This window comes from Streptomyces sp. NPDC056480 (assembly GCF_042795405.1).
Lineage (GTDB): Bacteria > Actinomycetota > Actinomycetes > Streptomycetales > Streptomycetaceae > Streptomyces.
On the sequence record NZ_JBHTSA010000171.1, the window covers coordinates 1 to 13,661 of the forward strand.

Annotated in this window: 11 protein-coding genes; all 11 read right to left on the bottom strand. The window is 73.3% G+C overall.

What is annotated here, in order from left to right; genetic code table 11:
* Window positions 1-128: 128 nt before the first annotated feature.
* Complete coding sequence (locus ACFQ79_RS37825) at window positions 129-935, bottom strand: phosphate ABC transporter ATP-binding protein (RefSeq protein WP_383592213.1); 807 nt, start codon at window positions 933-935, stop codon at window positions 129-131.
* A 55-nt stretch (window positions 936-990) separates the two neighbouring features.
* Window positions 991-1,866, bottom strand: coding sequence for a sortase (locus tag ACFQ79_RS37830; protein ID WP_383592186.1), 876 nt, complete (start codon window positions 1,864-1,866; stop codon window positions 991-993).
* Complete coding sequence (locus ACFQ79_RS37835; protein ID WP_383592189.1) at window positions 1,863-3,128, bottom strand: hypothetical protein; 1,266 nt, start codon at window positions 3,126-3,128, stop codon at window positions 1,863-1,865. The genes ACFQ79_RS37830 and ACFQ79_RS37835 overlap by 4 nt, the downstream gene beginning before the upstream one ends.
* 217 nt (window positions 3,129-3,345) lie before the next feature.
* On the bottom strand, window positions 3,346-4,320 hold the full coding sequence (locus tag ACFQ79_RS37840; RefSeq protein ID WP_383592192.1) for a hypothetical protein: 975 nt from the start codon (window positions 4,318-4,320) through the stop codon (window positions 3,346-3,348).
* A 131-nt stretch (window positions 4,321-4,451) separates the two neighbouring features.
* Window positions 4,452-7,010, bottom strand: a complete 2,559-nt coding sequence (locus ACFQ79_RS37845; RefSeq protein ID WP_383592195.1) for a hypothetical protein — start codon at window positions 7,008-7,010, stop codon at window positions 4,452-4,454.
* A complete protein-coding gene (gene pstS / locus ACFQ79_RS37850) occupies window positions 7,007-8,839 on the bottom strand; it encodes a phosphate ABC transporter substrate-binding protein PstS (RefSeq protein ID WP_383592198.1) in 1,833 nt (610 codons plus the stop codon). The genes ACFQ79_RS37845 and pstS overlap by 4 nt, the downstream gene beginning before the upstream one ends.
* The gene (gene pstA, locus ACFQ79_RS37855; RefSeq protein WP_383592201.1) at window positions 8,836-10,176 is read right to left on the bottom strand and encodes a phosphate ABC transporter permease PstA; all 1,341 of its coding nucleotides are present in this window, start codon (window positions 10,174-10,176) and stop codon (window positions 8,836-8,838) included. The genes pstS and pstA overlap by 4 nt, the downstream gene beginning before the upstream one ends.
* Before the next feature lie 32 nt (window positions 10,177-10,208).
* On the bottom strand, window positions 10,209-11,213 hold the full coding sequence (gene pstC / locus ACFQ79_RS37860; RefSeq protein WP_187623511.1) for a phosphate ABC transporter permease subunit PstC: 1,005 nt from the start codon (window positions 11,211-11,213) through the stop codon (window positions 10,209-10,211).
* A gap of 78 nt (window positions 11,214-11,291) precedes the next feature.
* Window positions 11,292-11,663 carry a DUF1508 domain-containing protein gene (locus tag ACFQ79_RS37865; RefSeq protein WP_383592204.1) on the bottom strand — a complete coding sequence of 124 codons (372 nt, stop codon included), beginning with the start codon at window positions 11,661-11,663 and terminating at the stop codon, window positions 11,292-11,294.
* Window positions 11,664-12,025: 362 nt separating this feature from the next.
* Window positions 12,026-12,787 (bottom strand): PH domain-containing protein, encoded by a 762-nt coding sequence (locus ACFQ79_RS37870; RefSeq protein WP_383592207.1) that lies wholly within the window; start codon window positions 12,785-12,787, stop codon window positions 12,026-12,028.
* Window positions 12,788-12,821: 34 nt separating this feature from the next.
* A complete protein-coding gene (locus ACFQ79_RS37875) occupies window positions 12,822-13,469 on the bottom strand; it encodes a class F sortase (protein WP_383592210.1) in 648 nt (215 codons plus the stop codon).
* Between the last annotated feature and the right edge of the window lie 192 nt (window positions 13,470-13,661).

Below are 13,661 nucleotides of genomic sequence, written 5' to 3' on the forward strand. Positions count from 1 at the left end.
GGCCGGTACGGAGTCTCCGTACCGGCCCTTCGGCCGTCCGGGTGAACCCCGTACGGCAGATGACGCCGGACGGCTCCCGCACGCCGGGGGCGTACGCCGGGGCGGGCGTTCCCGGCCCGGTGGGCCCGTCAGCCGAAGCGGCCGTTGACGTAGTCGGCGGTGCGCGGGTCGGTCGGGGAGCCGAACACCGTCTCGGTGGGTCCCTGCTCGACGATCACCCCGGGGGTGCCCTGTTCGGCGAGGAAGAAGGCGCAGGAGTCGGAGACGCGGGCCGCCTGCTGCATGTTGTGGGTGACGATGACGACGGTGACCTCCGACTTCAGCTCGGCGATGGTCTCCTCGACACGCCGGGTGGAGGTCGGGTCGAGCGCCGAGCAGGGCTCGTCCATCAGCAGGACGCGGGGGCGGACGGCGAGCGAGCGGGCGATGCACAGGCGCTGCTGCTGGCCGCCGGAGAGCGCCCCGCCGGGCTGCCGCAGCCGGTCCCTGACCTCGTTCCAGAGGCCGGCCCGGGTCAGGCACTCCTCGACGAGGTCGTCCTTGGCCTCCTTGCCGGCCCGGATGCCGCCGAGCTTCAGTCCGGCGAGGACGTTCTCGTACAGGGACATCGCGGGGAACGGGTTGGGCTTCTGGAAGACCATGCCGATCTCGCGGCGGGCGTGGGTGATGCGGCGGCCCCGGTCGTAGATGTCGGCCCCGTCGAGGAGGACCCGGCCGGCGAGCGAGGCGGTGCCGGTGAGTTCGTGCATCCGGTTGAGGATGCGCAGGAAGGTCGACTTGCCGCAGCCGGAGGGGCCGATGAGGGCGGTGACCTCCCGGGCCGGCATGGCGAGCGAGACCCGGTCGAGGACCTTGCGGTCGCCGAACCAGGCGGAGACGGAGTCGGCTTCGAGGGCGGCGGCCCGGGAGGGGGCCGTCGTGCCGCCGTCCGGCACGGGCGGCAGGGTGACGGTGTCGACGAGATCGGTCACGGTGTGAACTCCACAGCGGTCAGAGGAGGTTGGGCAGGAGCCTGGTCAGCTCGCCGGAGACGAGGACACCGAGGGCGACGAGGACCGGGACGGCGGTGACCCAGGTCTGGCGGTTTCCCCAGCGGCGGCGGGCGAGGACGGTGAGCAGGGCGGCGAGCAGCAGCGCCTGGGCGCCGAGGAAGATCCCGGGCCAGGCGTCGGGGTCGCCCGCGAGGGGCTTCTCGGCGGCCGTGATCCAGCCGGGGCGCAGCGGCCGGGGCGGGCTGGGCTGGGCCGCGCCGACGAGCCGGGCGTCGATCCGGACGACGTCCTCGGGGGTGTACGCGCCACCGCTCGCGGTCATGAGGGTGAGCCGTCCCTGGCCCTGGCCGAGGGCCGCGGGGTTGGGGTCGCCGGGGTGCCGGACGCCCGTCACCTCGTACACGGCCCTGCCCTGACCGGTGGTCACCTCGACGCGGGCGCCGTTCGGCAGCCGGTGCACGTCGTTGAAGGGGCTTCCGTAGCCCCATTTGCGGCCCATGATCACGCTGGTGCCGGCCTGGCCGGGCAGGGCGGTGTCCCGGCGGTGTCCGGGGCCCGACATGAGGACCTCGGAGGTGGTGCCCTCGGCGACGACCTCGCGGAGTCCGAGCGCGGGGATACGGAGCAGGGCGACGGGGGCGCCCGGGGCGAGGGGCTTTCCGTCGAAGGTGAGCTGTCCCACCGGGGCGGTGCCGAGGGCGAGTTGCTCGCGCAGGTCGTCGTAGGCCGTGGACTGCTCGCGGGCGTGCTGGAGGTGTCCGACGACGGTGAGGTTGGCGGCGAAGCCGATGAGCAGCGCGGCGAGAACGCACAGCGCCGCCCCGGCCAGGGCGAGCCCGGCGCGGGGGGCGGTGGGTGGCGGTGCGGTGGTCACGGGCGGGCGCCCGCCTTGCGGCGGCGGGTCTGGATCACGGCCGCCGCGCCGAGGAGGCAGAGCGCGAGGGAGCCGAGGGCGGCGGAGGCGGCGGAGGCTCCGGTGGAGGCGAGGCTGCCGCCGTTGCCGCCGTCGGTGTCGGTGCCGCCGCTGCCGCCCGAGTCTCCGGATCCGCCGCTCGTGCCGGTGCCGCCGGTGCCGCCTGAGTCGCCGCCGGAGCTGCCGCTCGTGCCGGTCCCGCCGGTGGTGTCCGCGTCACCGCTCGTGGTGGGCGAGGGCGTGTCGGTGCCGGTCGGGCTCGGGGTGTCGCTCGGCGTCTCGCTGGGCGTGTCGGTCGGCGTGTCCGTCGGCGTGGGCGTGTCGGTGGCGGTCGGGTCGACGGTCGGGGTGGGGGTGCCGGTGCCGGTCGGCGTCGGGGTGGTGCCGGTGGGGGTGGGGACGGGCTCGGTCACGTACAGCGAGTAGACGAAGGAGGCGGCGGTGTGGGCCTCGGGGTCGGTGGGGGTGAACGTGGCGACCACGGGCAGTCCGTCGTTGTTGACGGCGGACTCGGTGACGGTGACCTCGGCCTTCCCGGCGACGACGTCGACGGTGCCGATGTCGACGAGTTCCTCGTTCACGAACTTCTGGAAGTTCACCGTCCCGGCCGCCTCCTTGGGCTGCACGTTCGCGATGATCCTGGCCGGTTCGCCGACGACGGCGGTGCCGGGGTCGGACGCGACCTCCAGCAGGGTCGCCCGCTGCGTGATGGGGGCCCAGGTGTCGCCGGTGACCTGGACCATCGTGGAGAAGAAGTCCTCCGCCTCGGCCCCGTTCGCGGTCCGGCAGTAGAGGCGGAGCTCGTAGCGGCCGTCCAGCGGGCCTTCGGGGACGAACCGCCTGAGACCGTCCTGGAGCGACAGCGAGTCGGCCGCGACGTCGACGGGCCGGGTGAAGGCACCGCCGCTCAGGGGCTCCCCCGCGACGGTGACCGCAAGGTCGTGGAAGGTGGCGCTGAGGCCGGGCTCGACCACGCCGAGCCGGACCTTGACGTAGGGCTTCGCGGGGTCGGCCGGCGCGGGGCAGGCCGCGGAGGTGCCGACCCCCGTGCCGATGGGCTTGTCGGCGAGGGAGCCCGAACCGCCCTGGAGCGTGAAGGTGCCGTGCAGCGTGGCGGCCTTGGCGGGGGCGGCCATGGCCAGGACGACGGCGAGGGTGCCGCAGAGGAGAGCGAGCGCCATGAGCAGCGCGACGGGTGATCTCAGTGGTGCGGGGCGGTTCATCGGTGTCCCCCAGGAATCGGATGCGGGAGTGGATGGGTCGGCGCCTGCTCGGGCGGCGGCGCCCGGCCGGCGGGATCAGGTGGTGGTCGGACGGCGGGATCGGGTGGTGGTCGGACGGCGGGATCGGGTGGCGGTCGGCGTGCGTTCGCCTCGGGTACGCCCGGGGGCCGGGCACCCGAAGGTGCCCGGCCGGTGTGCGGTCAGGGAGCGGTGGTGATCAGCGCTCGCCCTTGACGGTCGTGGCGCCGCAGGCGGTGCCCAGGGAACCGAAGCCGTAGTTGGTGATGGTCGTGGTGGCGGCGCAGACCTTGGAGGTCGAGCCGACGAAGGTGGAGGCGACCGTGGCGTTGGTCAGCTTCGCCGTCGGGACGACGTTGTAGACGTCACGGAGGTAGGGGAAGGACAGGTTCAGCGTCTTGTCGGCGTTGCGCGGGGCGACGGTGCCGACGGAGCCGAGGACGGCCGCGCCGCGACGGTTGGTGACGACGCCCTTCTCCTGGGCCGTGTAGGAGGCGACGGAGTACGGGGCGACGTCACCGGCGCTGTCGAGGACGGTGCCGTCGTTCTCCTGGACACCCTGCTGGACGCAGGCGCCGGGGGTGGTCACGCCGATGGAGGAGAGGAAGAACTGGCGCGTGCCGGAGTTGCTCTGCGGCAGGATCGGGGTGAGCGCCACGCCGTTGAGGGTCGTGAGGTTGCACTCGTAGATGTCCTTGAGCTGCGTCGCCGTCAGGTCGGAGGGCAGCGTGCTGTCGGAGCGCTTCGCCCAGGACACCGCGTCCTTGGCGAACGGGATCCAGGTCAGGTCCGTGGTGCTGGTGTCGGCCGGGCCGCGCGAGGAGCGGGCGAAGTCGAGGCAGCCGGAGTTGGTGTCCACGGCGTTGCGCAGGGCGTCGATGCCGGCCGAGGAGCCGTTCGGACGGTTGATCACACAGCCGGTCGCCTTGGTCTTGACGGTGGCGGAGCCGGTGGCGTCCCAGGACGCGATGATCTTCTGGCCGAGGGCGTTGACGACGACGTTGCCGAGGCCGTTGAGGACGTCCTGGGTCGTGTCCGAGCCGGTGCCGGCAAGGGTGCGGTACTGGGTCACCGGGTTGGGGTCGGCCTGCGCGGCGGGAGCGAGGGCGACACCGAGACCGAGGGCGGCCACACCGAGGGCGGCACCGATACGAGCGCGGGACTTGACGTTCACTTCTGATCTCCTCCGTGGAAACGGATGTCATGGAATGGACGCACAAGCAAAATCCGGATTCTTTAACCGGCCGGTCCGTCGACCGGCCGGGAACAACAATTCCGTACGGGCGGCAAGGGCGGCCACCACATTCAGCCGCTCTTCAGGTTACGAATTCCTGTCCTAGGTGAATCCGAGGGAATTCGGCGGCGGCCGGCAGCGGCCAGCACCGCGGGGCCCGCGATACCGGCGAGTCCGCCGACGACCAGGACCGAGAGGAGGACCCAGCGGATGACGCCGAGCACCTGTGACGGGGTGCTGCCGGTGCCGGCGAGCTTCTCCCCCGGTGCGCCGCCGGAGCCGCCGGCGTCCCCGCCGGAGGTCGGCGGCGGGGCGGCCGAGGACGGCGCCCCGGAGGAGCCTCCGGTGTCCGCGCCGCTCGCGGTTCCGCCGCCGGAGCCGGAGCCCGCGCCGCCGGAGGCGCCGGAGCCGGTGGAGCCCGTGGAGCCGTTCGCCCCCTGACCGCCGCCGGAGTCCGAGCCTCCGCTCGCGCCGCCGGTGCCGCCGGTCGAACCGCCGGTCGTGCCGCCCGTGGTGGAGCCCGGCCCGGTCGGCGCCCCGCGCTCCAGGCGGTCGGCCGCGGCGGCGGCCTGGGCCTTCAGCTTCGCGGGCATCGGCGCGTAGCCGAGGGGCAGCTCACCGGGGGCGGTGCCCTGCTTCTGGCCGGGTCCGGCCGCGTACCGCAGCACGCGCGCGTAGTCCTTGCGGGCGTCGGCCGGAAGGCTGGTGGAGGCGGCGGCGTACGTCACCACCGTCAGCGGGTAGGCGCCGTTCCTGGCCCGGCCCGGGTCGGCCGTGAGGACGCCGGGCACGGACGAGTCCGTGAACTGGTCGACCGCCTTGAGCATGGCTGAGGCGGTGGGGTGGACGTAGGTGCCGTCGGCGTTCGGCAGGGCGGCGATCTGGAGCTGGTAGCGGGCCGCCGAGGCCGCGTCGGTGATGCCGTAGGCGCGGCGGGAGCCCGGGGGGACGTCGCCGCTCGTGAGCTTCAGCCCGCCGGTCGCCGTGTCGGGCGCCGCGCGGTCCTTGGCACCGTTGGTGCCCCGCCGGACCGCCCGTGCGGCGTCGTGCAGGTCGATGGCGTAGGGGGACCGGTCGACCATGCCGTAGCTGATGTTCAGTTCGCCCTCGACCAGTTTCGTCTCCGTGGGGTCGGCCTTCGGGAACTCGTAGGATCCGGCCGAGGCGAGCCCGAGGTCCTTGAAGTAGCGGTTGATCTTCATTCCCCAGGGATCCGCATTGCCTTCGAGGAAGGCGCGCGCCTCACGGTCGGCGCGAAGATAGTTCCAGACGATCCGCGTGCTGTCCGATCGATCGGCGGCGAGCAGAATTCCGCCCGGGTAGTTCATCACCGACTGCTGGAACTTCTTGAATTCAGGATTCAGCTTCAGGAATTCCGGGTCCCGGAGGATCGATTCCGGGTTCCCCTTCAGATGGTCGGGGACGGGAGCCTTGTCGCTGAGGAGCCGTACGTCGTACGGATACGAGCCGGTGAGCAGCTTCGCCAGGAGCCGGGGGTTCAGCCTCAGGTCCTTGACGAGTCCGATCTTGTCGGCCTCCCAGTAGAGGCCCACGGTGAGCCCGTTGACGGCGACGGGCGCGTGCACGAAGCCGGCCTTCTCCCCGCCCTCGACGGGCTCGACGGTGAAGGCGAGGCCGGGCGAGGTGGAGGTCGGGTTCAGCAGGTTGCCCCGGGCCAGGTCCTCGCCGCGCTGGGTGAAGGTGAAGCGGGTGCTGCCGTCGGCGCAGAGCGAGGCCTGCCAGGAGGTGAGCGCGTCCGTGACCAGCTCGGATCCGGTCATGCGGCGCTCCGCCTTGTCCGTCGGGCAGGGCTCGCGGACGGGCAGGAAGTCGAGCGGGAAGACGAGGCGCTGGTTCCAGTTGGTGGTGGAGAACGCGGAGGTGACGGGACGACCCGCGGTGCCGTTCGGGTCGTGGGAGCCGCGGGGCACGACGACGAGCCAGCAGCCTCGGCCGCGCACGTGCGCGCCCGACCCGATCGGGTCGCCGCAGCCCAGGTGCGGGGCCTCCCGGGTGGACTGGAGGTTGAAGCCCATCTCCCCCGTGCCGTCGGGCTGTGTGGTGGCGAAGAACTCCTCGTTGCTGTCGCCGGGGCTGAAGTAGGTCCAGTCGGTGGGCTTGGTCGTGGCGGGGCCGGAGACCGGGGCGAAGGGCACGAACGGATCGGTCGTCTGCCCCGGGTACTCCGGGTCGGGGATCCGCTCGCCGTACTGCTTCTCCAGCGGGTCGGAGCCGACCGGGAGGAGACGGCTGCCGATGAAGGCGCCGAAGTCGGAGCCCTTGGCGCCGGCGCCCAGCTGGCACTGCTCACGCCTGGGCCCCGCCGGGTCGTCGCCCCAGCACTGCATGATCTGGAGGTAGTCGGTGTTCCGCCCCTGCGTCGGCTTCCCGCCCTTCCAGGTCACGCTCAGCCCCTGCGAGCGCAGGTTCCTCGTCTGGTGGACCGTCACTTCGAGCTTCGAGAAGTCGTCGTACGGGCCCTTGGTCCCCCGCTTCGTGACCGCGGAGTTCTGCGGCGACGGGCCGGTCGCCGCCGCCGCGGGCGGGTCCTGCGGCAGCGGGACGAGGGCGAGCACGACGGCGACGAGCAGCGAGCCGAGTCCGGCCCGCCGGGTGGGTGCCGGCCTCACTGTCCGCCTCCCTGGCGTTCGGCCCGGGCGGCGAGCGCGCGGCCGACGAGCGGCGGCGCGACGACGGTGGCGAGGAGCAGGAAGGCGGAGAGGGCCATGAGGACGCCGCGCAGGCCGCCGCCCGTGTCGGCGGCGAGGGTGACCGGGGAGCCGACGATCTGGTTGCCGCCGTAGTCCTGGCCGCCGCTGCCGCCGCCCGTACCGCCGCCGTCGCCGATGACCTCGCCGGTGTCGGGGTCCACGGCTCCGCCGCCCGTGGCGCCGCCGGTGGCGGAGCCGCCGCCGGATCCCGTACTCCCGCCCGTTCCGCCGCTCGCGGAACCACCGCTGCCCGTCCCGGCGCCGGCGCCGGAGCCGGTGGCCCCGCCCGTGCCGCCGCCCGAACCGCCGGTGGAGCCCGACCCGTTGGAGCCGGTGCCGGCCGAGCCGCCGGAGCCGCCGGAGCCCGAGCCGTTGCCGTTGCCGCCGGTCGAGCCGCCCGTCCCGGAGCCGCCGTTCGAACCGCCGTTGTTCACCTGCGTGTTCGTGCCCTTCGCACCGCCCGTGCCGTCACCGCACTGGGTCGGACCGCGCTTGTCGCAGGCCTTCGGCCGCGGCGCGTTCTTGGCGAGGGTGTTGGTCCCGTCGGCCGAGAAGGTGGGGTTGCGGCAGTCGGACAGGTCGACCGCGCCGGTCGGCGCGCCGGGGATCCGGCGGACCTGGTCGAAGCCGGCCTGCACGAGGTTCCTGGGGAGCGGCGAGTAGCCGAGCTCCTCGGCCTGCTGCTGGCCCTCGCAGAGGAAGTAGCGGGCGAAGGTGCCGAGCGACCGGCCCTTCTCGGTGGTGTGCGGGGCGGTCTCCGAGGTGGGGACGACCATGTAGCTGTAGCTGGAGAGCGGGTAGCTGCGCTCGTCCCGGGACCGGTAGACGTCGTCGAGGATCTGCGTCAGGTAGTTCGTCGAGTTCCGGTCGGAGTTGATCCGGGCCTTGAGCAGGGCGACGGCGACGGCCTGCGCGGTCGGCTCGACGTAGTAGCCGGAGGCGTTGAGCACCTTGACGACCGGGAAGTGCGCGTTGATCGCGTACGAGTACTCGACGTAGGTGATGGCGCCCTCGCCCTGCGGCTGGCGGACGTGCGCGGAGACGCCGAGCGAGCCGGACTTGGCGACCGTGGTGGTGCCGGGCACGACCGGGAAGTACGAGGTCATGCCGCAGGGGGTGGAGCGGCCGGCCCGACGGCAGTAGTCGTCCCAGACGGAGCCGTTCTCCTTGGCGAGCCAGGTGGTGAACTGGGCCGTCGTGCCCGAGCCGTCGGAGCGCACGACGGGGACGATGCGGCGGGCGGGGAGGTTCAGGCCGGGGTTGTCGGCCTTGATCTCCGGCGCGTTCCACATGGTCAGCCGGCCCGTGAAGACCTTCGCGAGGACGGGCCCGGAGAGGCGCAGGTTGGTGACCTGGCGGCCGCCGATGCGCAGGTTGTACATGAAGGCGGTGCCGCCGGCGACGATCGGCATGTACGCGTAGCCCCGGCGCGGCGGCACGTCGGTGGCGCCGCCGTCGTTGAGGCCGTACGGGATCTCGGAGACGGCGAAGTCGACGGTGCCGTTCTTGAACTGCTCGCGGCCCTGCGAGGAGCCGTTGGCGTTGAAGTTGACCGTGAGGCCGACGTTGGCGCCGATGTTGCGGCGCCACTGCTCGACGGCGTTGGAGCTCCAGGTGGAGCCGGATCCGGTGATCTTGGTGTATCCGGCGGCCTGCGCGGCGGGCGGATGGACGAGCAGGGCGAGCACCGCGCACAGGGCTGCGGCGAGCCCCAGGGCGGTGCGGGCGAGCGGGGCGGCGGATCTCACGGCGTACTCCTCGGAGGTACGGATCGGTCGGCGGGTGCGGCGGAGGACCCGGGGGCGGTCCCGGAGCCGGGGGCGGCCCCGGAGCCGGGGGCGGTCCCAAAGCCGGGGGCGCTCCCGGAGGCCGGCGCCGTCCCGGTGGCGGAACCGGTCCCGGGGACCGGGGCCGTGGAGACCCACCGGGCCGCGTCCTGCCGCGACGCGAGGGCCCTGCGCCGCTCCTGGCGCTTCGTCAGCTGCCCCGGGCCGCGCCCGCCCGCGATCCGCGCGAGGACGAAGAGGAGCAGGACGAGCAGCATGAGGACGGCAGCGGTGCCGAAGCCGCGGGCGATCATGTTCGGTTCGGGCGACTTGACGAGCTCGAAGGTGGCGAGCGGCAGGGAGACCTGCGCGCCGGAGGTCGGCAGGGCGTTCAGCTCGGCGGTGAACCCGGCGGTCAGCAGGACCGGCGAGGTCTCCCCCACCCCGCGCGCGGTGCCGAGGATCACGGCCGTGGTCAGCCCCGAGCGGGCGGTCGGCAGGACGACGTGCCAGACCGTGCGCCAGCGCGAGGACCCCATGGCGTACGAGGCCTCCCGCAGCGTCCCCGGGACGAGCCTGATGACGACGTCGGAGGCGCGGATGATGATCGGCAGCATCATCACGGAGAGGGCGAGCGAGGCGGCGAGGCCGGAACGCTCGGTGCCCAGGGCCAGGATGACGGTCGCGTAGATGAAGAGTCCCGCGACGATCGACGGCAGCGCCGTCATGGCCTCGACGATCGTGCGGACCAGGCGCGCGAAGGGGCCGGGCACCTCGGTGAGGAAGATCGCGCAGACGATGCCGGTGGGCACGGTGATCGCGAGCGCGATGCCGACCTGTTCGAGGGTGCCGACGACGGCGTGCAGGATGCCGCCGACGTCGAGCGGTTCGAGGGGTCCCGCCAGGCTCATGTCCTCGGTGAAGAAGTTGAGGTGGACGAGGGCCCTGCGGCCCTCCCAGAGCGTGAAGGCGACGACGAAGACGAGGACGGCGAGGAGCAGCAGACCGAGGCTGCGGACGACGACTCCGGCGATCCGGTCCCGCACGGCGGGCCCGTCCTCGTCGAAGGAGACGAGCAGCGCGTACAGGCCGACGAAGAGGACGTACGCGACGATCACGAAGCCGACGGTGCCGCTGAAGGGCAGCAGGCGGGCGAAGAGGAGCCAGGTGAGGGCGAGCGCCGCGGCCGCGGCGCCGAGCAGCGCGTACACGTCGGAGGCACGGGTGGTGCCGGTGGTGCGGCGGCGTTCGGGTCCGGGCGGCGGCGGGGCCTTCTCGGTGGGCGGTCGCAGCTTCGGCCGCTCCGGGGCGATGGTCATCGGGTTCGGGTCCCCCTTGAGGAGCGCACGGGCTAGGCGTCGCTGCTGGCGCCGGAGCGGCTGCGCGCGACGATGGACGAAGCGGCGAAGTTGACGATCAGGGTCATGACGAAGAGGGCGAAGCCGGCCGCCATCAGGGCGGACATCCCGAAGGGCGTGGCCTCGCCGTAGCGCAGGGCGATGAGTGAGGACACCGAGCTGGTGCCGGTCTGCAGGACGTGCCACTGGATGGTGAAGACCTGCGAGATGACCATGTAGACGGCGATGGTCTCGCCGAGGGCGCGGCCGAGGCCGAGCATGGTGCCGCCGATCATGCCGCCTTTGCCGAAGGGCAGGACGACGCTGCGGATCATGCCCCAGCGGGTGGCGCCGAGCGCGTACGCGCCCTCGCGTTCGCCCGCGGGCGCCTGGGAGAAGACCTCGCGCATGATCGAGCAGATGATCGGCGCGACCATCATCGCGACGACGAGACCGGCGACGAAGGTCGACGACGTGTAGACCGTCGGCGGGGCCAGCGGATCGTCGGGGTCCGCACCGTCGACGCGGAGGAACGGGATCCAGCCGAAGTACGTGGCGATCCAGCGTGCGATCGGGAGGATCGACTCCTCCAGCCAGAAGACGCCCCACAGGCCGTAGACGACGGAGGGCACGGCGGCCATCAGGTCGACGGTGGAGATCAGGGTGCGGCGCAGCCTGGGCGCCGCGTACTCGGAGATGTAGAGGGCGGCTCCGGTGGCCAGCGGCACGGCCACGACGATCGCGACGAGGGCGATCAGGACGGTGCCGAGGAGGACGGCCGCGATGCCGAACCGTCCGGCGTCGGGCTCCCAGTTCTCGGTGGTGAGGAAGGAGAGGCCGGCGCGGTCGAGGGCCTGCCAGGCACGGAGGAGCAGGAAGCCGCCGACGAGGAGCATGACCGCGAGGACGAAGCCGCCGCCGGTGCGGGCGACGGCGCGGAAGACCCGGTCGGGAAGGCCGGGGTCGGCATGGAGCCGTCGCGGCGTGTCGGGCGGCGGGTCAAGGGTCTCGGTCGTCACGGGAAGGACGTAAGTCCCGCCCGGTGGACATGTGTTCCCCGCAACGTGAACGAGGGGCGTGCGCGGGGCAACTTCCGTTCACCGTAAGGCAGTTGAGGCCCATCTGGGCCCCTCGGCGGCGATCAGCGCACGGAACCGCGCATAGGCGGTGCGACAGGTGGAATGGCGCTCGTAGGAGCGCCCGGAGAGGGCGGTGGTACGCCCCTCGGCGTCGCGCAGCAGCCACACCCAGCCGTTGCCGCCGGCGGTGTGCTGCACGCCGCCGGCCATGTCCGCGTGCCCGGTGCAGAGGGCCGTGAAGGCCTCCCGGCACCGGGCGTGGTCGTCGTAACAGACCCCCGACCGCGCGACGACCCTCCCGTTCTGCGCGACGAGTCGCCATCCGTAGCGTCCGTCGGCCCCCATGTCGACCAGACAACGCGTCCCGGACACACCGGTGTCCTTGGTCATCGCCCCCACCCCCACAGTCTCGGCAAGCGCAATCTATTGAGACCGGGGTGACTGTTGGGTGCTAAACCAATTGCGGGGTTGCACGCTTCACCAGGAGGTTGCCCCTAGGACACCGGCAGCGCGTACGACCCATCGGGAACAGGACAGTCTGACCAGATCAGCGCCCCGCGCCGGCCGTGGACGTGGCGATTCTGCGAAGGCCCGGCCCCTCGCGAGGCGGGTCGGGCCGCTCGCGAGAGGGATCAGGCCGTCGCCCGAAGGCTCAGGCCGTCGCCGGAAGGCTCAGGCCGTCGCCGGAAGGCTCAGGCCGTCGCCGGAAGGCTCAGGCCGTCGCCGGAAGGCTCGGCCCGTCGCCCGAAGGCTCAGCCCGTCGCGAGCAGGATCACCAGGAGGAGGAGCCCGGCCAGCGCGGGACCGACGATCTCGTACGCCCAGCGCACCCGCGCCTCGCCCCGCGCACCCGGGGTGCCGGCGCGGCGCTCGGCGAGCTCCCGCAGATCGGCGACGGTCTGGTCGGTGGGCGCGGTCCGCGACGCGCTGTCCCGGACGTCGGCGCTGACCGAGGTGCGGCCGTGCGGGTCGTCCTGGGAGGCGCGGGAGGCGCGGCGGGCCGCCTTCTTGCGCTGGCGCAGCGAGACGGGGACGGCCCACAGCTGGTACTTGGCGCCGTCCTGGGTGAAGACCTCGCTGGAGTAGCCGGCGCGGACGTCGGCGACCGTCGACCAGGGCAGCGTGATCGACCGGAACGGGTTGCGGATCCGGAGCCGGTCGTCGTTGGCGTACACGGCGGGCCGGATCGTGAAGGCGACGATCAGCGGCACGGCGAGGAGCAGGCCCGCGAGCGCGAGCCAGGGCGACCGGCCCTCGCCGCGGAACAGCACGTCACCCGCGAACAGGGCCGCGAGGATCAGCAGGAACACCCCGCTCGCGATCCCGAGCGGCGACCGGAAGACACGGTCGGGGGACTCCTGCCCCGCGGACTCCTGCCCCGCGGACCGCTGTCCGGCGGGCTTCCGCCCCACGGGCTTCTTCCCGGCGGGCTTCTTCCCGGCGGACGGCTGCTCGGGGGTCGACTCGCGGCTCGGCTCGTGGCTGGGCTCGGGGGTCGGCTCGGGGGTCGTCATGGGGCCGATTCTGCCTCAGTGGGCCGGTGGGGGCTCAGGCGGCCCGCGTGGCCACGAGATCCGCGTACAGAATGATGTTGTCGGGGCGGTGGCCGTCGACCAGCTCGCCGCCGCAGGTGATGAGGCGCAGCTCGGGGCGGTCGGTGTCGCCGTACACCTTGGCCGTCGGGAAGGCGTCCTTGTCGACCTGCTCCAGTTCCCTGACCCGGAAGACCGCGGTGGTGCCGTCGGCCCGGGTCACGGTGATCTCGTCGCCGACCTCGACCCTGGAGACGTTCTTCAGGACGGCGGGGCCCCGGGCGGTGTCGAAGTGCCCGATGAGGACGGCGGGGCCGGTCTGCCCGGGCGTGACGCCCTTGTCGTACCAGCCGACGCGGTCGGCGTCCGCGACCGAGGGCACCTCGACGGTGCCGTCGGCGGCGAGCCCGAGCTCGAGGACGGGCCCGGTGGGGCCGGTGTCGACCCCGGCGGCGGGGACCCGGACCCGCACGGGCAGGGAGCGGGCGAGCGGGCGGACGGGAGCGGGGCTCGTGTCCGGCGTGGGGGCGGCGGTGGCCTCGGAGATCCGCGCGGGCGGCGTGACGGCCCGCTGCCCGTCCCCGGCCGAGCAGCCGGTGAGCGCGGCGAGGACGGCCAGGAGGAGGACCGGGGCGGTACGGGCGGGGTGACGGCGGCGGTTCACGGGCGGGCTCCGGGCAGACGGCGGACGGGACTCGACGACGGACAGCGGACGGGATCCGGCGGACGGGACCCGGCGGACGGGACCCGGCGGACGGGATCCGGCGGACGGGATCCGGCGGACGGGATCCGGCGGACGGGATCCGGCGGACGGGATCCGGCGGACGGGATCCGGCGGACGGGATCCGGCGGACGG

Bases quoted from the DNA above. Each gene is read 5' to 3' on its own strand.
- ACFQ79_RS37835 (WP_383592189.1), bottom strand. From the start codon at position 3,128: ATGAACCGCCCCGCACCACTGAGATCACCCGTCGCGCTGCTCATGGCG.
- pstA (WP_383592201.1), bottom strand. From the start codon at position 10,176: ATGACCATCGCCCCGGAGCGGCCGAAGCTGCGACCGCCCACCGAGAAG.
- ACFQ79_RS37865 (WP_383592204.1), bottom strand. From the start codon at position 11,663: ATGACCAAGGACACCGGTGTGTCCGGGACGCGTTGTCTGGTCGACATG.
- ACFQ79_RS37870 (WP_383592207.1), bottom strand. From the start codon at position 12,787: ATGACGACCCCCGAGCCGACCCCCGAGCCCAGCCACGAGCCGAGCCGC.